Source organism: Legionella feeleii (genome assembly GCF_001467625.1).
Classification (GTDB): Bacteria; Pseudomonadota; Gammaproteobacteria; order Legionellales; family Legionellaceae; genus Tatlockia; species Tatlockia feeleii.
Genome location: NZ_LNYB01000012.1, coordinates 75182 through 94622 on the forward strand (window position 1 = coordinate 75182; position 19441 = coordinate 94622).

A 19441-nucleotide genomic window follows, 5' to 3' on the forward strand; every position below is an offset into this window, starting at 1 on the left:
TGTTCTTGTATACTTGTTCGGTGATTTCTTCTCTTGGTTAGTGAACCCTGACTTTATTGACTGGTTGCACAAATTAACTGATTGCTTTTGGGCAACTTTCCTTCACAGGACTAAGAGCCGTCACAGCAAATTTAGATAGCAGTTAACGGCTAATCTTGCGCATTGTACTAACTTCCTCTAATGTAAGGGAATTCGTGTAAATGGAATGTGGGCCATGTTGATGCGGTTTTTCTCTTTATTTTTTATCGTATTATTAGCGTCGAGTTGTGCGAAAGCACCGGCTCATCTGCCTCCAGTTGCAATTAAAGCAGTGCAAAACAGGCAAGTACCCTCTTTCAATCAGGTCCTTGTTGAGGGCAGGATCAATGTTAATTTGCATACTGGCTATGCACGTCCACAGGTCATCTTATATGGAAATCCCAGTGATTTAATCCATGTATCTACACGAGTAGTCAATGGTATGCTGATTATTAACCTGGGTAGTGGTTATCCTCGCTGCGGAGCTGTTCGAGCCGAAATTCGTGGTCGTTATTTAAACTCCTTCACTTATCGTGGAGCAGGCACTATTACGGGTACCAATTTGCGTTCGGGACTTCTTGATCTTGCAATTGATAATCCGGGTAGAACAACATTGGGCGGCTCCATTGTATTGCGTAAAGTGAAGATAAGTGGTGGTGGGAATGTTCAACTTAGCGGCGTTAACGGTAAATATTTGCAATTGACATTGCTTGGTAAAACAAGATTGCAATTAGCCGGTATGTTGAATTTAGCTAAGCTCGATTTGGCGGGTCAAAGTTGGGTTAGCATGTATTGGATAAAATCTGATACGCTGACCATACGAGCTCGTGGTAAGACTTTTATCCAGTTGGCAGGTATAGTTAATAAACTGGACGTAGAGTTGTGGGATACCGCTCATTTCAATGGTCGATATTTACGCTCAAAACGGACTTTTGCAAAAACACATAATAAGTCTGTTGCAGATATTATCGCAGTCAAACATCAGCATACCTTTGCTACTGACGCCAGTGATATTTATTTTTATAATATTCCTGATACCAAGGCAGATTTTATGGTTTTTGATGGTTCTGTCCTCGATATGCGAGATTGGGATCAGTATGCTTTGCGTGAATATGATCGCTACAATAAATAGCAGTATTACTTGAATCCCTAGCTATTAGTCATATTGTTCTGTTTGATACAGTTTAGGACGCTATCCTTATCGCCATCCAGAGGAATGATATGCGCTGAATTGGCGAGCCAGTGAATAGTCACATTTTCCATATTGGCAAAGCGAGCTGCGACCTGCCAAGAGGCGACGACTTTATCATGGCAGCCAAGAAATAAATCGGTAGGACAGTTAGGAGGTGAAAACTGAAATTGGCTAATAGAGGTTAATACTTCGATAATAACTGCGAGTGGTATCTTGCGGTAAGAAATTTCACAATGCTCATCGGTATATAAATTCCCAGCTACACTTCGTACCTGACTAAAGCCCAAATAGTTTAATAGTTTTGCCAGACCCAATGTTCTATTAATCTTGAGACGTAAATCCAGTGCTGGTGCCAATAAATAAAGATGATGGAGCGGGAAACGATTGCTTAGGTGACAGGCTAACAATCCTCCAAGAGATAATCCCATGACATCAACCTGAGTAAATTCGTTAACTAATAATTCACAAGTTTGTTCAGCCAGCACAAACCAGTCACTTGCCTTGCTTTGCGCGAAACTATCAAGATTGGCTGCATGTCCTGGCAGCACAGGGCAAATTACAGCATCATAGTAAGCAAGGGAGGGTAGTAAATCGCGAAAAACAGCTGGGGAAGATGAAAACCCGTGTAGCAATAATAAAGCCCGCTGCTTTTTCCCATTACGCTGCTCAATGGGAGCCATCAATGAAAAATCATCTTGAGTTAAAGAAAAAAGCTGTACGCCCCGCCGCATACAACGAAAAGCATCAATATTCATTCAGATCCTTATGATAAAAAAATTTGCAAAATAATTGTAAATAAGGCTTTTATCAGCCCCTCTACAGCTGTTACTTTGATATTATTGTGAATATAACGTGCTTTACTGTTAAAAACAGTAGCAGATTTAATAACAATAGCAGAAGAAAGGCAATTCTTTATAAAATTGGTAAATCCAGAATAAAATAAGCCAGGAAGGCTAATAAACTAGTCCATTAATTTGAACTATAGTTTATCGCGTAAGCTTATCGTAAGTTTTGATATGCTATCTTTAAATTAATAGAGTTAAGCAATTTAGGGTGAATACTATGGGCGATCCGGTCAATGATACAACAACACCAACTACTCCTAAACCTAAGGGGGGAACTAGTACTGGTGGTCCAAGCCAAACGCAACCAACGCAGCCTCAGCCAACAGGCAAGAAACCTGATGCGAAAAAGGCAGCGCCCAAGACACCTGCGCCTCAACAACCTAAAACTCCAAAGGCCGACGATGAGGGTGAGGAAAAGAAAAAGAAAAAAAAGGAACATGAAGAGCCTTTAATTCAGTTAATGCAAGACATTCTTGATATTGTGAGAGAAATCCATAAGCCGCTTACAGATGCAGTGGAAGGGAAAATAAAAGGGCTTGCGAGTGCTGCTGCAAATAAGGTCAAAGAAGGGATGGTAGCCGGTGCAGGTATGGTGAAAGACGGTATCGTAGCCGGCGCAACAATGGCGAAAGACGGTATCGTAGCTGGAGCAAGTGCTCTTGTAGATAAGATAAAGGACAAATTTTCTTCCAAGGATGAGCCAAAGACTGGACCTGAAGAAATTGAAATGCAGGATATGAAGCCGAAAGACGATGAGGAAATGGATGAAGAAGTCGATGAACAAATGGATGAAGAAGTCGATGAGCAAATGGATGAAGAAGTCGATGAGCAAATGGACGAAGAAGTCGATGAGCAAATGGACGAAGAAGTCGATGAGCAAATGGATGAACAAGAGGTAGATGAAGCTTATACAGCAATGGTAGATGAATCACCTCAGGACCCCAGTCCATCTAGCCTGACCAAGATGTCTTGTGACACCCAATCCACCTCAGTACCTGATATGGATGAAAACAATGAGTATGATGGGATGGCACAAATGTTTAATGGCACTAATGATGCCCCAGAACAGGAGGCACCAAATCTCGACTCATCCACATCGTTATCACAATAATTGAGTTGGCGCGATTTATCGCGCCAAGCCTACGCGATTTAACCTTCCATTAATTTGTGTGGCAAGCTTTCCAAACGACCAGCCTGAGTGACAACAACATAATTAAGTTTACGCTGTAATTCACTGATTGTATCAGCACCCGCATAGGTTAATCCTGAACGTAAACCACCCACTATATCGGCAATAATGGCATCCTGGTTATTGCGATAAGGGACTTCCGTTGCTACACCTTCGGCTGTTTTCCATTCATGCATTTGGCCTAAAAAATCTTCCTGTGCTTCACGTGAAGCCATACCACGATAGCGCTTTACTTGCTTGCCGTCTTCTTTACTAATTACTGCACCCGGTGTGGGCTCAGTACCTGCAAGCATACCACCAATCATCACAAAATCGGCACCAAAAGCCAGGGCTTTAACGATATCGCCAGAAGTTCGGATACCGCCGTCGGCAACAATTGAACGATCGCTACGGGCACAATCCTGAATACAGGTCAGCATAGGAATTCCAAAGCCGGTTTTAATTCGAGTACTGCAGACAGAGCCGCCACCAATCCCTGCTTTAATGATGTCAGCTCCGCATGAGGCCAGGTAATCTGCGCCAGCATAAGTGGCTACATTGCCTGCCATGATGCAGCGGCTTCCAAGCAATTGTCTCAGACTCTTCAGTGTTTTACCCACGTATTTGGCGTGCGCATGGGCTACATCTACGCAGAAGAAATCAGCTCCGGCGTCCCGCAGCGCTTCGGCTCGTTGCAATTCGCTGTCAGTACAACCGACAGAAACAAAGACCTTACCATGGCAGAGCTTAAATTCCTTGATGTTGTCTTCAATGCTTAAGAAACGATGCAGCGCGCCAATACCTCCTTTGCTGTGCATGAAATTGGCCATCTTGCTTTCAGTGATAGTGTCCATGTTGGAACTTATCACTGGCAATTCCAGAGTTAATTTAGCCAACCGGTCAGTTACGCTGGTATTGACCACTCGCCTTGATTCATGATGGTTATAGGCAGGAACCAATAGGACGTCATCAAAGGTGATGGCTTGAGTGTTCATTATTTATCCTCTGTAAAAACACGTACTATAAATGTTCTGCCGCATAATAAGCAAGCCTTGATCGCTCCCCACGTGTTAACGTCATGTGAGCACTATGTTGCCAATGTTTAAAGCGATCGACAGCAAATGTTAAGCCAGAGGTTGTTTCAGTTAAATAGGGAGTATCAATTTGCTTGATATCGCCAAGGCAAATAATTTTGCTTCCTGGTCCTGCCCGCGTTACCAAAGTCTTAATTTGTTTGGAAGTTAAGTTCTGTGCTTCATCGATAATGATAAAACGGTTTAAAAAAGTACGGCCGCGCATAAAATTGAGTGAACGAATCTTAATTTTATTCTGGAGTAAATCCTGCGTAGCGCCTCGGCCAAAACTGCCACCCTCTTGAGAACTGTGCAGTACTTCGAGGTTATCCATCAAGGCCCCCATCCAAGGAGTCATTTTTTCTTCTTCTGTTCCTGGGAGAAAACCGATGTCTTCACCAACAGGAATCGTTACTCGCGTCATTAAAATTTCATTATAACGATTTTGATCCAAGACCTGGGTTAAGCCTGCGGCAATCGTCAATAATGTTTTTCCGGTCCCTGCTGAGCCTTGCAGCGTAACAAAGTCAATGTCTGGATCCAGTAATAAATTCAAGGCAAAATTTTGCTCGCGGTTACGGGCATTGATTCCCCATACTGAATGTTTGGTTTGGGTAAAATCGCGGGCCAATTGTACCACTGTACTGCCCTCAGCAATTTCCTTTACGATTGCCTGAAATTGATTATCATGAGTACTGATACAATCATTGTAATTCCATTGATTGGTCAGCGGGCCGCTGATGCGATAAAAGGTTTTACCATTTTCTTGCCAGGCCTCGATATTTTTTGCATGGGTATCCCAGAAATCATTGTCGAGAATGTGGATACCGCTATGCAATAAATTGACATCATCAAGTACTTTATCGTTGTAATAATCCTCAGCGGGAATACCCAGAATTCCTGCTTTAATGCGTAAATTGATATCTTTAGAAATAATAATGACTTGCCGCTCAGGGTATTTTTTCTGCAAACCTAGGGCAGTTGCAAGAATTGTATTATCGGCTTTGTGTCCAGGTAGTGACGGCGGGCGGATCTGTTCAAATTCATCGGTCTGAAAAAATAAGCGCCCGCTGCTTTTTACTTTATCAGAAGTGATAAAACTGGGAATGGGTAAGCCGGCAACAATCTCTTTATGATTGGCGTTACTCATCAACTCGACTAACATGCGGTTAGTCTGTCTCACGTTGCGAGCGACTTCAGAGATCCCTGTTTTGTGGCTGTCTAATTCTTCTAAAACAACCATGGGTAAATAGATGTCATGTTCTTCAAAACGGTAGATGGCCGTAGGATCATGCATCATGATATTCGTATCAAGTACGAACAGTTTTGTGTCTTTATTCCCCATATCCATGATTTCATCCTATCAGCTAAAATATTCATTGTGCTGAGGGCTTGGGACTCAGTCAAGCCTTATTAGACTCAATATCCTTGTTTAGTAAGGGTTTTCAACGTTTTGTTCAGTACAAAAATAATATGGATAGAAAGAATACGTAGTTGCTGGCTTATCCTTGTAGTTTTGTTAAGGTTTGCAGGACTTCAGCTACGTGCCCTTTAACACTTACCTTGCGCCATTCATGGCGTAAAATACCCTGTGGATCGATAAGGAAAGTACTCCGCTCAATGCCTCGCACCTGTTTTCCATACATTGATTTCATCTTGATCACATCAAATAGTTGGCACAAGGTTTCATCGGCATCGCTAATTAATTCAAAGGGAAATTGTTGTTTGCATTTAAAATTTTCATGTGATTTTAAGCTGTCACGGGAGATACCCAATATTTCCGTATTGAGTCTTTGGAAATCTGCATAAGCGTCCCGAAAATCTTGCCCTTCTGTGGTGCAGCCTGGCGTTGCGTCTTTTGGATAAAAATATAAAACTATCCATTTGCCTTGATACATTTTCAGATTACCCTGCAAGCCATTTGTTGCGGTAAAGCTGGAAGATGTTATCTGATCACCCAGTTTCATAATGAGTCCTTTGGTTGTCTAAAGAAGCTGTTATATCCTAGAGGAAAGAAGTGTATTTCGACAATAGCAGTGTTTTATTTTAGTTTATACGCCGTTAATAAGGCTTTTCTGCTGCCCATTAGTCGTACATAAACTGCGCTGCTCGATCACTTTTGCCTCGTCTAAACAAAAATAAACGCTACTGCGGTATGTGGGATACATGTATAATTATTTTTTTAGTTAAAATATTCGAGCTTCATGACTACCAACAAACAGCAAAGTGCTACTATCGCTGTTAATAAAAAAGCACATTTTGATTATTTTATCGAAGATCAATACGAGGCTGGCTTAATTCTTGAAGGATGGGAAGTAAAGAGCCTGCGTGCGGGCAAAATTAATCTTTCAGATGCGCATGTAATAATAAAATATGGTGAGGCTTTTCTATTAGGTGCCCAGATTCAACCTTTACCAACGGCGTCCACTCACCTTGCCCCTGATGCGATACGAACACGCAAGTTATTGCTTAACCGCAAAGAACTGAATCAATTAATCGGCAGTGTTGAGCGTCAAGGTTATACCTTGGTTCCGTTATCGCTCTATTGGAAGCACAATCGGGTCAAGATGAAAATCGCATTGGCTAAAGGTAAAAAAACGCATGATAAACGCGATACAATTAAAGATCGGGATTGGCAGCGAGACAAGGCTCGGCTCATGAAGAAAAAATAGTTAATACGAGTTCGATATAAAGCAGGTATTTGTTTTTATCTATCACTTTATCCCGTCAATGCGCAGCAGCATTTATATAGGGCTAATACAACAGTCCAGCTCGATACGATTAATAGTTAATTCCTATTCATTAGTCTCGCTTACAGTTGATTGGGAAGGCTATTGTCCAGTTTCAATTGAATGGCAGCAAGCACTTGTTGTGGAGTCAATGTTTGGGGGTTGCTGTGTTCATGAGCTAACTCATTAATGACACCTTGCACGAATCCCGGTTCTTGTTTGTGAACCTTTATTAAATAGAGCGCTAACGTTCGATAAGAACATCCATTTTCGAGGAAGGCCAATAACCCCTTATCTTCAGCAGTTAATTTTTCTCCCAGTAATGCGCTGCATTCCTCCTCGTTGTAATAGTTATATACGAAATTTTCTCGTCTAAAAGGTGTTTCATCGTTGTTTTTCTTGATTGTGTGTACAAACAGAGTCGATTTAATTTTAGGCGAAGCTTGAGAAGAGAGTGCCTGTTTGGAGGGGGCTGAGGATGTGGGCTCGTCAGTTTTTGCAATAATTTTAAATGATGGTTGAGTAGAATAGCCGGTGTATTTATTGAGCTCTCGCAGTCTAACGTCATCAAAGCTTTCACCAGGATACCCGTATAAAACTGCGGCGAATTCTAAAGTAAAATAGAGTTGTTTTTCATTAATTTTTTCAATTAAACCTGTTTCCAGATAGTCTTGATCCCCTTTGCCAATTTCTTGAAGAAAGGTTTTTGCCGCTGCTGTGGTTGGGAAAGTAACAACCGCACCAAAATTTTCTCCAGCTTCAAACTTCGCACCGGTCTTTTTTAAGCTTGGATAGTGTAGAGCCATGATGTGCCTCAGTCCTTTTTATGGGCGACATGTTACTTTTTAAGACAAAAAATGCGCTTCGTCAAGTTCGAGCAAAAAAATTCACTCGTGAAACTGCAGCTAATAATTCATTTTTTAATACCTTTATTTACTTCATAAGAAAGGCAATTGCTTTGCAACTTCACTTTAAACATTTAGTTTTAAACGCCAAATGTGGCATACTTGACCAATTTTGGAGATGCCTCTTCTGTATTTTTACCGTTTTTATTACGGAAGAGTTTAATAACTAAGGAGTTTCCTTATGTGTGGGATCATGGGCGCTATATCTCAGCGTGATATTAGTAAAGTGCTGTTGGAAGGATTACGACGTCTAGAATACCGTGGTTATGATTCAGCAGGTATTGCAGTGATTGATGGCACCGGGCGTTTGAAACGTGTAAGAATTCAAGGGAAGGTACAAGCTTTAGCAGACGCTATGCAAGAAACAGCGATTGCCGGCAATGCTGGTATTGCGCATACCCGCTGGGCGACGCATGGAAAGCCTTGTGAACAGAACGCACATCCACACATGTCACATGATGAAATTGCTTTGGTACATAATGGTATTATTGAAAATCACGATGCCTTGCGCCAACGTTTAAAACAAGCCGGGTATCAATTTACCTCTGAAACGGACACGGAAGTAGCAGCACATTTAATTCATTATCATTATCAACAACATGAAGAACTATTGCGTGCTGTGCAAGATGCTGCTCAAGAGATGCATGGTGCTTTTGCCTTGGGAGTTATTCATCAGAAACGCCCGCAAGAATTAGTTGCTATTCGCAAAGGTAGCCCATTGGTAGTAGGCTTGGGAATCGATGAGCAATTTATTGCTTCCGATGCGCTAGCTTTGCGCTCTTTTGCTCAATCAGTCATTTATCTTGAAGAAGGTGATAGTGCGTTACTCAGTGATGGCCAAGTTTATTTGTTTGATGCCAATCGACAGAAAGTAAAACGTCAGACGCATCCTCTCAATGGCGATAATCAGGCTGTTAGCAAGGGGCCTTATCGTCATTTTATGTTGAAGGAAATTTATGAGCAGACCAAAGTCTTGGCGGATACGCTGGAAGGACGAATAAGCAGTCAAGATGTTTTGAAAGCAAACTTTGGGGAACGTGCTTCTGCTATTTTTTCTCAGGTCAGGCAAATTCATATAGTCGCTTGTGGTACTAGCTATCATGCAGGATTAATTGCCCGTTATTGGCTAGAGTCTTTGACTGGTTTACCGACTCAGGTAGAAATTGCCAGTGAGTATCGTTACCGGGATGTCGTTGTAAATGAGGGTACTTTGTTTATCGCTGTATCTCAATCGGGGGAAACAGCGGATACTTTGGCAGCTTTATACAAGGCCAAAACAATGAATTATCTGGCCAGCCTGGCTATTTGTAATGTTGCTACCAGTACTTTGGTACGCGAAGCAGATTGTGTTTTCCTAACACGAGCGGGTATTGAGATAGGGGTTGCCTCAACCAAAGCATTTACTACTCAACTTGCTGCTTTTCTAATGTTAGCCGCCGCACTGTGCAAGGATGATCGTATTCATACTATTTTAGCCCAATTGCAGGAGTTGCCTGCCAATTGTGAGCGTGCATTAAAGATGAATAGCGAAATTGAGGCACTGGCTTCCATTTTTGTGAATAAAGCTCATGCTCTCTTCTTAGGGCGTGGGGTGCAGTACCCTGTTGCTTTAGAAGGTGCATTGAAATTAAAGGAAATCTCATACATTCATGCAGAAGCTTATCCAGCTGGTGAGCTTAAACATGGTCCTTTAGCTTTGGTTGATAAAGAAATGCCGGTTATTGCTGTGGCGCCAAATGATGAATTACTGGACAAATTAAAGTCAAATTTGCATGAGGTCAGTGCCCGTGGAGGTCAATTGGTAGTGTTTGTTGATGATTCACAAGCCTGGCAACCTAATGGGGCACGTTTAATTCGTGTACCAGCATGCGGTCAATGGGTTGCTCCGATTGTTTACACAATTCCCCTGCAGTTGTTGGCTTATCACGTGGCTGTTGCTAAGGGTACGGATGTGGATCAGCCAAGGAATCTTGCTAAATCGGTGACAGTAGAGTGAATGCAGGTTCGCAATTCTGGTTAAATTTATGGAGATAAGGAAAAACTATTTTCCACCGTACAGAAGTAAATCCTGATTTAAGTGCTAGATGGGCAAGCTTGCAATTGCCTCCAGATGCAACTGTTTTGGTTCCTTTATGTGGTAAAAGTCTTGATATGCTTTGGTTAATGGAGCAGGGCTTTCGAGTAATCGGTATAGAGCTTAGTGAGCAGGCGGTACTGCAATTTAGCGAAGAAAATCAGTTAACGCTGGTGAAAAAAATATATCCGCAGGCTATAAGTTATAGGACTAAGTCATTAACTATTTGGGTCGCTAACATTTTTTCTTTAGATCAGGCTTTAATTGTTCCTGCCGATGCGATTTACGATAGAGCAGCATTGATCGCTTTGCCCGCTAATTTGCGTCCCCATTATGTACGTTGCTGCCTGCAATGGTTGAAGGCACGAGGGAAAATTTTATTAAAGACAATGTACTACGATGATTCAGAAATGGAGGGCCCGCCGTTTAGTGTTGCGGATGAAGAAATAAGGCAGCTATATAGTCATTGCCCAATCATACAAAACATAGGCGAAACAAGTCGCCAGGTAGGCGAACAAGACCCCTTGTATGCTCGTGGTTTACGCCAGGTGACCGATAAGGTCTGGTCTTTGCAGGTGCAGTAATTTTAGAATTACTGCGGATTTTGGCAGTTAAGAGGCAGACTAAGGCAAACGGTCTAAAGTTCGCAAAATGACGGTTAATCAGTATATACTATTCGCGTTTTTTTTATCATGTTTTACGGGGATGTGAATGACTCAAGAGATGTTGGCTTCAGCGACGATTATTGCACAAGAACTGAAAGTAAAAGTTTCTCAGGTAGAAACAGCGATTCGTTTGTTAGACGAAGGCGCGACAGTTCCCTTCATCGCTCGTTACCGTAAAGAGGCAACGGATGGGCTTGATGATACCCAACTACGGCAACTGGCTGAGCGTTTGTATTATATCCGTGAACTAGATGAGCGTCGTACAGTCATTTTGCAATCTATTCGTGAGCAAGAAAAATTAACTCCAGAGCTAGAAAAAGCAATTTTAGCGGCTGATAGTAAGACCCGCCTGGAAGATTTGTATTTACCTTATAGGCCTAAACGTCGCACAAAAGCACAGATTGCCAAGGAAGCTGGACTCGAGCCGCTTGCTTTAAGTTTATGGCAGAATCCTAATCTCGAGCCAGAGTCAGAAGCGGGGCAATATCTGAATACTGAGTTCGGTGTTGACGATAGTAAGATTGCCCTGGAAGGTGCGCGCCAGATTCTTATGGAGAAATTTGCTGAAGACGCAGAGCTAATTAATGAATTACGTGAATATTTGTGGCAGCATGCTGTATTAAAATCGGAAGGCAGCGGTGATAAGAAAACTGCTGGCAATAAATTTGCTGATTATTTTGATTATGCAGAACCAATTAAAAAGATTCCATCACACCGTGCTTTGGCCTTATTTCGTGGGCGGCGAGAAAGCGTTCTGCAGTTAACATTGGTATTGCCACAGGATGTGGATTATGTTGAAAAGCGTGTTGCATCCTATTTCAATATTGCCAATGAAAAACGAGCAGCTGATGAATGGTTACTAGATACAGTACGTTTGACTTGGAAAGTAAAACTATTCACCAAGTTAGAGTTAGAATTACTGACCCGGTTGCGCGAAATAGCGGATGAAGAGGCGATTCATGTTTTTGCCCGTAATCTGCGCGATTTACTACTCGCTGCTCCTGCTGGTCCACAAATTACAATAGGACTTGATCCAGGTATTCGTACTGGTGTCAAAGTCGTCGTGGTTGACATTACTGGTAAGTTACTTGATTACACTACTATTTTTCCTTTTGCACCGCAGAATGAGTGGCATCAATCTATAGCTGAATTGGCCAAATTGGCAGCGAAATATCAAGTCAATTTATTGAGTATAGGGAATGGTACTGGGTCGCGTGACACAGAACGCTTGGTCGCCGATATGATGAAAATGTATCCGGATTTGAAGCTGACTAAAATTATGGTTAGTGAAGCGGGAGCCTCTGTTTATTCAGCTTCGGAATTAGCTGCAAAAGAATTTCCAGATCTGGATGTGAGTTTACGAGGGGCGGTTTCTATCGCCCGGCGCTTGCAAGACCCCCTTGCTGAATTAGTGAAAATTGAACCGAAGGCGATTGGTGTCGGGCAATATCAGCATGATGTGAATCAGACTCGTTTGGCACGCAGTCTTGATGGGGTAGTGGAAGATTGTGTAAATGCTGTTGGAGTTGATGTCAATACGGCCTCTGTCGCATTATTAACTCGTGTGTCAGGCCTGAATGAAACCTTGGCAAAAAATTTAGTGCAATATCGGGATGAAAACGGTGCTTTTGTAAATCGGGAACAATTAAAAAACGTAGCTCGCATGGGCGAGAAAACTTTCCAGCAAGCAGCCGGGTTTTTACGTATCATGAACGGTGATAATCCTCTTGACGCCTCCTGTGTACACCCTGAAGCTTATCCTTTGGTTGAAAGGATCCTTGCCGAGCAAAAAGTGAATATCCGCCAAACGATTGGTAATCGTGATTTGTTACGAACTATTAATGCAGAACACTATATCGATGAAAATTATGGTCTCCCAACTATCCGGGATATTTTGCGTGAATTGGAAAAGCCGGGACGTGACCCAAGACCTGAATTTAAAACGGCCAGTTTCAAGGAAGGCGTGGAAGATATCAGCCACCTAAAAGAGGGCATGATTTTGGAAGGTGTTGTCTCTAATGTGACTAATTTTGGCGCTTTTGTTGATATTGGTGTTCATCAGGATGGTTTGGTACATATTTCTGCGATGACACATCGCTTTATCAGTGATCCCCACGCTGTAGTGAAGGCAGGTGATATTGTGACTGTTAAAGTAGTAGAAATAGACAAAGAGCGGCGGCGTATAGGATTAAGTATGAAGTTAGAGGAAGAGAAAGCGCCTCATGTACAAAAAAAGGCAGAGAAGCCCCCGTTGAAAAAGCCACAATCAGCTCGAAAACAGGAAGTGAAGAAAAAACCTGAGCAAGAAAGGAAGCAAGAAGCCAAGAAAACAATATTTAATACGGCAATGGCTGATGCGTTGGCTAAATTAAAGCGTGGTTCTTAATATGACGACCCCTCGCGGCGAGATAACTATCCAAACACTGGCAATGCCGGCTGATACGAATGCGAATGGTGATATTTTTGGTGGGTGGTTAGTATCACAAATGGATTTGGCCGCCGGTGTTCTGGCAAAAAAAATATCACGAGGCCGTGCGGCCACAGTTGCTATTCACAGCATGACTTTTCTGAAACCTGTTCATGTTGGGGATGTTGTGAGTTGTCATGTTGAATTAATTAAGCAAGGTACGACTTCTTTGACCATTGCTGTTGAAGTATGGGCCGAACCCGCTTGGGGTTCAGGAAAATACCGCGTGACGGAAGGAACGTTCGTTTTTGTAGCCATCGATGATGAGGGAAAGCCAAGACAGGTGCTCAGCAAAAATGGCCGTTGATCATGATGATTTGAAACAATGGATTGCAGCCATAGCCACTGTAATCGCGGAAAACACTGATCCGGAACCGCGCCTTTACACGCCTTTCTTGCACGAGCCAGAATTAGCTTTGCCCTTGATCGACCTTATTGATGATTTGGAAGAAGAGAATGTGGATGAAGAACGCTCTTACTATTCTGCCTGTGTTTTTGCTTTAGATATCTGTGTTGCACAATTGCAATCTGCTCAGGAAAACGAAAATAAACTAGCTGGGAAGTCACTTAATCAATTGATGCTTAAAATTGCGGATGCAATTAATAGTAATAAACATAGCCTAAGCTTTTGGTTACCTATTTTAAATGCCTTTTATGATGTTCATGTTGAACTATTGCCCGAATTAAAAAACGCTTATCTGGAATTAGCGGGACAAGAAGATGAATGGTCACCCGATGAAGAAATTGATCATTTGAATGCTATTCGTGACATGATTGAAGAACTATCTGATTTATCTGTCTTTGATATAGCGGAAAACTTTTTTGCCCAGAGTTATGCTATGCCTGCGGATTTTTTTGCAGATTTAATTCTTGACCTCTATAGCATAGAAGAGGGTCAGGATATTGCACTATTGACTTTACTTCATCCCAAGCAAGAGGTCCGCAATATCGTTGTGGCAACCTTTGAGCATTTAATAGATAAAATTACCTTAAGCTCAGTTTCACTTTCCCGGTTACAAGCTATTAAAAATTGGTATCCAGTCAGTTACCATGAGCAATTTAATCGTTGGCTGAAAATACAGCGCAAAAAAGGCGTTGTATTTCACTATGAAGAGTCACCCACACTGGTGCGGATAAAAGCCAGTGAAGTGGATGGTAGTGGTGCCCAGGGGCTTTTTATTCATGTAAAAAAGAATCGCAAACATCGCTTATGCGGTTTGCTTTTTAAACAAGAGCTTGGTATTAAAGACGCTTGGATTACGCCAGAAATACCTGCTGAAAATGTAGCTAAATATTATGATGAAGCCTTCGATGACAGTGTGACTTTGCGAACTGTAGACAGTGCTTATTTATTGATGATGACGGGGCATTTTTTGGCTTTAACAATGCAACAGGGCGGTATGCCTGATTTGCACTTGCTAGAAATGCAGGAATTACTGGGTTTGCACTTTCTGCCTAATCCGATTGATATTGCTCTCTTTATTGAGCAATTAAGTGTACAAATAACACCATTCACACCCGAAGCAATGCAATCATCGTTTATCCGTTCCAAATCATGGCCGTATAGTAAACGCTTTACGGAGTCTTGGTATATTGAGAATGCTCATATCGATAAATTAGTTAATCGCTGCTGCAGTTTTGTTGAAGGGGTGAAAGTTTGTGCTATGGATGAAGCGATTGCGACTGTCTTCGCGAAGGAGCTAGAGGCACACCGTGATAAGTGGTTATTTCATTTCTTGTGGGTCGCTTTGTGGTCAAAAGCAAAAAGCCGCAAAAATGAAAAGATATGGCAGGATAGCTTTTTTATTGCTTATGCCATTCATACTGGAAGGCTGTTAGATACCATTCCAATTATGCATGAGATTTGTCGCCAGACGGTTATCAATAGCATTGAAACGATGAATGAGCGTCGTACCTATTTAAACAAAGAATAAGCAGCTTTCATTTCGTTTAATGTGTTGTGGATAACTTTGTTCATAAAGATAAAATGCGTCGAAAAAAAGAGCAAAAAAATAATTAACACATTGATTTTTAGTCATATTTCATTGAGATGTGATTTATGCTTTAATTCACACAATCTGTGGGTAAGTTTGTGGGTTGTTGTGTGAATACCTGAAAAAACCTAAAGTTAGATTACTGTACTGATTTGTATCAACAGTGCCATGGCCGATCTATCCAAGACATAATGAAGATTGCTTTATTAGTCATTTTCTTATATGATGATTGCCTAAAATATACGCATTTTTTGCGCTTTCACGGTTTAAAAGTAACCATCATGCTTGATACGCTTGCCCGTACACTACTCGCTTTCAGTAATGGCTCAGTAGTTATTCCTCTAATTATTCTTGGTTTTATTTGGCTGGATCGTAATGTTTTTTATCATGCAGCCTGCCTGGTTCTACTAGGTATTGTGGTCAATGTTGCATTGAAGGTAACTTTCCAAATTCCTCTTCCCCCTGCTTTGGGTAAAGACTGGTTTGCTTTTCCAAGCGGCCATATGCAATTATCGACAGTCTTGTACGTTTGGTTAGCATACAATGTCGCGAAACCTGTATTCCGATTAGCGACGGTTGCTTTATTAGTTGGCATTGGTGCAAGCCTTATCCATTTTGATTACCACAATTTGTTTGATGTGTTAGCTGGAAGCTTTTTTGCTCTCCTTTTAATAGTTGCTTATTATTTGCCATCTAAAAAATGGCCGCAAAAAATGCCTCTCATTGTTGTTCTTATTGGTTCTCTGCTGGTGTTTTATATTAATTGGCGTTATACGCGTATACCGGTCCATGCATGGATGGCCTATTACGCTTTATCCGGATTTATTATTTCTGATAAGTTGTGTGGAAGAAATACGGCTCTTTTATTATCCCATAAAGTATTAGCAACTTTCCTGTGTGTTTTGGCGCTTGTTACTGTTCATCTGGTTTTTCACCATCTGTTACCTAACAATCCCCCAGCGCATATTTATCAATTGGAATGGCTGGTTATTGGTTTGACAGTTCCGGCGATGGTCTATATGGGCAGGTCGATTGAGAAACAATGGTCTTCCAGGTGGAAGATAGCTACCTAAACAGGTGGACGCAATATCAGCATCATAAAAGGTAAGTGTTCACAGGCAAGGCTCGCAGTGACAAAACTTACCTACTCCGTGAGCGCTTACATAACATAACAATCAGAAAGGCTCGATTAACGGCTGATTTAAAAAAAGGCGCATAAATGCGCCTTTTATTTAAGCGTTTTGCGCAGCTTTTTTTAAGGCTTTTTGATACTGTTTCCAGTCTTTATCTTTTGCAAAGATAAAGTGTGCAGCTTCTTCAATAAAGAAACCCACATCATCAATATTTGCCCATTGGCAATATTGCTGAATAGTTATAAAGGTTTCATTGTTGATCTCTGCCTTAATTTTTTCTTTTTTTATGTTGCGATTACCATTAATAATTGCCATTGTTAATTTCCTTTTTAGTCAATCAAGACGCATCATAACATAAGAAAAATACTAGATGGTAGGAGACACAGCCGCTGTAGGCTCTGGTGCCTTGCTACCAGGTACAACTTGTAACACTCTTCCCGATATTTTCGTTGTCAGGGCGAGTTTGGCTCGTGCGTGGACTGCTTGAGTGTTTTGCAGCAACCGGCTTATTTCTGCGTCCTCTGTCTCATCAGTGTCACACAGTTCATTCAGCAATTCTGTTGCCTCAGCAGTCCCCGAGAAGGCGGTATTAATTTTTGATTGCATGGATTCACATTGGTTTGATTGTGTTTGAGCAATTTGTGCTTGCTCTTTAAGGGTTGCTGTTAGCTGTACCAAATCAGTCTCACAACGGCTTAAATCAGCTCTAACAGCAGTTAATGTCGTGCTACTATCTGGTTTACTAATAAGTTCTCCAGTGACACTGCGAATCGTTGCCGTACAATGAAGAACATCGTTACCCAATTCATCGAGTTTGAGACTAAATTGCTCTCCAGAACTCTGTACAAGTGCTTGGCTTGCATCAAGTACTTCTTTTACTCCAGCTAACCCTGTGATTGCTTGTTGTAAAGATAGAATTTGTTTATTTAATGCTTCTAATTTTTTATCCAAATCAGCTGCATAAGAAGCCAGGGCTTCATTTTTTTGGAAAATTGCATCAAATACTTCGACGAGTCGGGTTTCTACTGCATTGAAGGATTCAATAGACTCGGCTAAATTTTTTTCCATTTTAACAATATTTTCGCAGATATCCTTTTCGCGTTTGTAATCCCTCGCGTTATGGTTATTAAATAGAAAAACCAAACCTATATAACTACTTATGATAGCTAGTAAGGCTATGGTATTAAATAAGAGGCTGGCTACTAATGCGATTCCAATTACTTCGGCAGTTAAAATTATTTTTTGCCATATAGTCTTTTGGCCATACCATTGGGCAGCTGTATCAATGAGACTTTGCCTCAGGTAATAGCGCTTTCTAAGCAAATCCAAATCAGATTTGAATAGCTCAAATCGCTTTTGATGTTCATTTAATCGAGCAAGTTTTTCATGGGCAACAATTTTTAATGAATTAAGAGAGGCATCGGATGCTAATGGTGTATTGGTTTGATTTGATCTAGACATAATTGTAATTTCCTTATATTAATAGATTGATTAATAATTAAGCAAAAAATCCCGGATTAGTTCCTGAGACGGCTCTTACAGGGATCTGTCTTTGGGCTCCTTCTATTTGGCTAGTAAGCTCGATAACTAATTTTTCAGAGGCTTGCAATTCTGTTAATAAAGCCTTTCTGGTTTTTACTAAATCCTGAATTTTTAGAGACGCTCGAGTCAGACTTTCTTTACTTGCAGAATGTTGTTCAGCCATCTTTTCCACATCTTTTTCCAAAGAGGCTATTTTTTTACTTTTTTCAGCATTTTCATTCCGTACCATATCGAGACTTTCTGCAAGTTGCGTGATGCTTTTTTTTGCCGTTTCCAATTGCTCCTGGGCCATTGCAATCTCATTTTCTCTTTCAAGTAAGGTTGCTTTTGCAAGTTCAAGAGCTTGTGAGGCTTTTTCCAGTAAGATTATCTTGGCTTTTAATTCCTCCATGACACCTTGCATTTTTTGGTTATTTGCTTCATTGGTTGAGAGCAAACTGGTATTGGTTGCCATTAATTTGTCCTTTTCACTACCAATGACAGCTACATCGCTGTCTAAGCGCTGTAGATTTAAAGCAATTTTTTGGGTATGTACACTAGTCTCAGTTTCCAGGCGCAGGGTTTGTTGAACGGCAGAATCCACAATATGATCAAGATGTTCCATTCTGCGTTCATTTCTTTCCCGGCCAGTATCCTCGATTTGTTGTAATGCGGCTTCCTCTGCTTGATTTCTTGCGTCATTCATTTTTTGAACAAACACAGTGGCTCCTACACCCGCAGAAGCTGCTGCAAATGTTGTGAAATAAAGAACGACTTTAGAAATGACAATAGTACTTGCTGTGATAGTTAATATCATAAAATAGTCCTTATTTAAGTGGTTATTGACTTTGAATGGATATTCTCGACGGTAGTCAGAGGTTTTCTAAACAGGGCCAGATAGAGCTGTATGAGAAACTGCTGCAGTTACATTAAAAGAATTAACACTGGTGTATATTGGGCATGGAGCGCTTCCCTGTCTAAAAAGGATGTCACCTTTAATATCCATACATTGGTGAACAAAGTCATCATAACATAAGCAAAAAAGTCAGTCATTAAGATCTATGATGGTACAAATAGAGCACTTAGTTGTTAAAAATATCAAGGTCAACGATAAATTGACTGACTAAATCATTAAAGGCGTCCGGTTGTTCGAGTATCACCGCGTGGCCTGCATTAGAGATAAAATGAATTTTCTGTTGCCAAAGATTCTTAAAATCTAGCCCCTTCACATAATGATAATTAATAGCAATATCCTGTTCGCCGGCAATCACTGCAATTGGTTTTTCCCAAGTTGCTACAATTTTTTTTTGATTTAGGCCAATTTCTTCTGTGATTGATTGAGGATAAAGAAAACGTACATCGTTATCGGTGTGTAAGATAGCATCTACTAAAAACTGTTTTTCCTGGCTGTAATCATAACCAGAGACTTGTGCTAACAATTGTGCTTCTTTTAAAGTTAAGTCTTTCTTGCCAAAACATTGTAAGATTTCAGGAGCAAGGGCTTTAAATCCTTCCGTTAAACCTATACCAGATACTTCGATTGGTGGCGTGCCAGTAATAACAAGACCTAGGTTCAATCACCATTTAATTATGCCCAAATAGCAATGGCAGCGAGAGCAATGGACGAGATAAAAATGGAGTCACAACGGTCATATCG

At 41.1% G+C, this 19441-nt stretch carries 18 protein-coding genes; 9 read left to right on the forward strand and 9 right to left on the reverse strand.

Annotated elements, in window-relative coordinates:
* Window positions 1-214 precede the first annotated feature (214 nt).
* Window positions 215-1150, forward strand: a complete 936-nt coding sequence (locus tag Lfee_RS01695; protein ID WP_058443554.1) for a GIN domain-containing protein — start codon at window positions 215-217, stop codon at window positions 1148-1150.
* Window positions 1151-1167: 17 nt separating this feature from the next.
* Here Lfee_RS01695 and Lfee_RS01700 read toward each other — a convergent pair whose 3' ends face one another.
* Window positions 1168-1965, reverse strand: coding sequence for an alpha/beta hydrolase (locus Lfee_RS01700; protein ID WP_058443555.1), 798 nt, complete (start codon window positions 1963-1965; stop codon window positions 1168-1170).
* A 307-nt stretch (window positions 1966-2272) separates the two neighbouring features.
* Between Lfee_RS01700 and Lfee_RS01705 the strand changes: the two genes are divergently transcribed.
* Complete coding sequence (locus tag Lfee_RS01705) at window positions 2273-3166, forward strand: ring-infected erythrocyte surface antigen domain-containing protein (RefSeq protein ID WP_058443556.1); 894 nt, start codon at window positions 2273-2275, stop codon at window positions 3164-3166.
* A 38-nt stretch (window positions 3167-3204) separates the two neighbouring features.
* On the opposite strand, the gene Lfee_RS01710 is transcribed toward Lfee_RS01705, so the two are convergent.
* The 3 genes from Lfee_RS01710 to Lfee_RS01720 form a co-directional block, all read right to left on the reverse strand.
* Entirely contained in the window at window positions 3205-4218 is a 1014-nt protein-coding gene (locus Lfee_RS01710) for a guanosine monophosphate reductase (protein ID WP_058443557.1), read from the reverse strand.
* A 25-nt stretch (window positions 4219-4243) separates the two neighbouring features.
* A complete protein-coding gene (locus Lfee_RS01715) occupies window positions 4244-5647 on the reverse strand; it encodes a PhoH family protein (RefSeq protein ID WP_058443558.1) in 1404 nt (467 codons plus the stop codon).
* Between the two features lie 151 nt (window positions 5648-5798).
* The gene (locus tag Lfee_RS01720) at window positions 5799-6263 is read right to left on the reverse strand and encodes a peroxiredoxin (protein WP_058443559.1); all 465 of its coding nucleotides are present in this window, start codon (window positions 6261-6263) and stop codon (window positions 5799-5801) included.
* 237 nt (window positions 6264-6500) lie between these two features.
* Here Lfee_RS01720 and smpB point away from each other — a divergent pair, with 237 nt between their 5' ends.
* The gene (gene smpB, locus Lfee_RS01725; RefSeq protein WP_058443560.1) at window positions 6501-6968 is read left to right on the forward strand and encodes an SsrA-binding protein SmpB; all 468 of its coding nucleotides are present in this window, start codon (window positions 6501-6503) and stop codon (window positions 6966-6968) included.
* A 140-nt stretch (window positions 6969-7108) separates the two neighbouring features.
* Here smpB and Lfee_RS01730 read toward each other — a convergent pair whose 3' ends face one another.
* On the reverse strand, window positions 7109-7831 hold the full coding sequence (locus Lfee_RS01730; protein WP_058443561.1) for a hypothetical protein: 723 nt from the start codon (window positions 7829-7831) through the stop codon (window positions 7109-7111).
* 280 nt (window positions 7832-8111) lie between these two features.
* On the opposite strand from Lfee_RS01730, the gene glmS reads away from it, so the two are divergent.
* From glmS to Lfee_RS01765, 6 genes are all read left to right on the forward strand, one after another.
* Window positions 8112-9926, forward strand: coding sequence for a glutamine--fructose-6-phosphate transaminase (isomerizing) (gene glmS / locus Lfee_RS01740; protein WP_058443563.1), 1815 nt, complete (start codon window positions 8112-8114; stop codon window positions 9924-9926).
* Window positions 9927-9973: 47 nt separating this feature from the next.
* Window positions 9974-10588 carry a thiopurine S-methyltransferase gene (locus Lfee_RS01745; RefSeq protein ID WP_256593812.1) on the forward strand — a complete coding sequence of 205 codons (615 nt, stop codon included), beginning with the start codon at window positions 9974-9976 and terminating at the stop codon, window positions 10586-10588.
* 127 nt (window positions 10589-10715) lie between these two features.
* Window positions 10716-13055 carry a Tex family protein gene (locus tag Lfee_RS01750; RefSeq protein WP_058443564.1) on the forward strand — a complete coding sequence of 780 codons (2340 nt, stop codon included), beginning with the start codon at window positions 10716-10718 and terminating at the stop codon, window positions 13053-13055.
* Window position 13056: 1 nt separating this feature from the next.
* A complete protein-coding gene (locus Lfee_RS01755; RefSeq protein ID WP_058443565.1) occupies window positions 13057-13443 on the forward strand; it encodes an acyl-CoA thioesterase in 387 nt (128 codons plus the stop codon).
* Window positions 13433-15070, forward strand: a complete 1638-nt coding sequence (locus Lfee_RS01760) for a hypothetical protein (protein WP_058443566.1) — start codon at window positions 13433-13435, stop codon at window positions 15068-15070. The genes Lfee_RS01755 and Lfee_RS01760 overlap by 11 nt, the downstream gene beginning before the upstream one ends.
* Window positions 15071-15321: 251 nt before the next feature.
* Window positions 15322-16203 carry a phosphatase PAP2 family protein gene (locus Lfee_RS01765; protein ID WP_058443567.1) on the forward strand — a complete coding sequence of 294 codons (882 nt, stop codon included), beginning with the start codon at window positions 15322-15324 and terminating at the stop codon, window positions 16201-16203.
* Window positions 16204-16362: 159 nt separating this feature from the next.
* On the opposite strand, the gene Lfee_RS01770 is transcribed toward Lfee_RS01765, so the two are convergent.
* From Lfee_RS01770 to Lfee_RS01785, 4 genes are all read right to left on the reverse strand, one after another.
* Window positions 16363-16578, reverse strand: coding sequence for a hypothetical protein (locus Lfee_RS01770; protein WP_058443568.1), 216 nt, complete (start codon window positions 16576-16578; stop codon window positions 16363-16365).
* A gap of 51 nt (window positions 16579-16629) precedes the next feature.
* Window positions 16630-17724, reverse strand: a complete 1095-nt coding sequence (locus tag Lfee_RS01775; protein ID WP_058443569.1) for a hypothetical protein — start codon at window positions 17722-17724, stop codon at window positions 16630-16632.
* Window positions 17725-17761: 37 nt separating this feature from the next.
* Window positions 17762-18601: a coiled-coil domain-containing protein gene (locus tag Lfee_RS01780; protein WP_058443570.1), complete on the reverse strand. Its 840-nt coding sequence runs from the start codon at window positions 18599-18601 to the stop codon at window positions 17762-17764.
* A 265-nt stretch (window positions 18602-18866) separates the two neighbouring features.
* Window positions 18867-19361 (reverse strand): alpha/beta fold hydrolase, encoded by a 495-nt coding sequence (locus Lfee_RS01785; protein WP_058443571.1) that lies wholly within the window; start codon window positions 19359-19361, stop codon window positions 18867-18869.
* Between the last annotated feature and the right edge of the window lie 80 nt (window positions 19362-19441).

Bases quoted from the DNA above. Each gene is read 5' to 3' on its own strand.
- Lfee_RS01760 (WP_058443566.1), top strand. From the start codon at position 13,433: ATGGCCGTTGATCATGATGATTTGAAACAATGGATTGCAGCCATAGCC.
- glmS (WP_058443563.1), top strand. From the start codon at position 8,112: ATGTGTGGGATCATGGGCGCTATATCTCAGCGTGATATTAGTAAAGTG.
- Lfee_RS01780 (WP_058443570.1), bottom strand. From the start codon at position 18,601: ATGATATTAACTATCACAGCAAGTACTATTGTCATTTCTAAAGTCGTT.
- Lfee_RS01730 (WP_058443561.1), bottom strand. From the start codon at position 7,831: ATGGCTCTACACTATCCAAGCTTAAAAAAGACCGGTGCGAAGTTTGAA.
- Lfee_RS01700 (WP_058443555.1), bottom strand. From the start codon at position 1,965: ATGAATATTGATGCTTTTCGTTGTATGCGGCGGGGCGTACAGCTTTTT.
- Lfee_RS01765 (WP_058443567.1), top strand. From the start codon at position 15,322: ATGAAGATTGCTTTATTAGTCATTTTCTTATATGATGATTGCCTAAAA.
- Lfee_RS01770 (WP_058443568.1), bottom strand. From the start codon at position 16,578: ATGGCAATTATTAATGGTAATCGCAACATAAAAAAAGAAAAAATTAAG.
- Lfee_RS01775 (WP_058443569.1), bottom strand. From the start codon at position 17,724: ATGTCTAGATCAAATCAAACCAATACACCATTAGCATCCGATGCCTCT.
- smpB (WP_058443560.1), top strand. From the start codon at position 6,501: ATGACTACCAACAAACAGCAAAGTGCTACTATCGCTGTTAATAAAAAA.
- Lfee_RS01750 (WP_058443564.1), top strand. From the start codon at position 10,716: ATGACTCAAGAGATGTTGGCTTCAGCGACGATTATTGCACAAGAACTG.
- Lfee_RS01755 (WP_058443565.1), top strand. From the start codon at position 13,057: ATGACGACCCCTCGCGGCGAGATAACTATCCAAACACTGGCAATGCCG.
- Lfee_RS01720 (WP_058443559.1), bottom strand. From the start codon at position 6,263: ATGAAACTGGGTGATCAGATAACATCTTCCAGCTTTACCGCAACAAAT.
- Lfee_RS01695 (WP_058443554.1), top strand. From the start codon at position 215: ATGTTGATGCGGTTTTTCTCTTTATTTTTTATCGTATTATTAGCGTCG.
- Lfee_RS01715 (WP_058443558.1), bottom strand. From the start codon at position 5,647: ATGGATATGGGGAATAAAGACACAAAACTGTTCGTACTTGATACGAAT.
- Lfee_RS01710 (WP_058443557.1), bottom strand. From the start codon at position 4,218: ATGAACACTCAAGCCATCACCTTTGATGACGTCCTATTGGTTCCTGCC.
- Lfee_RS01705 (WP_058443556.1), top strand. From the start codon at position 2,273: ATGGGCGATCCGGTCAATGATACAACAACACCAACTACTCCTAAACCT.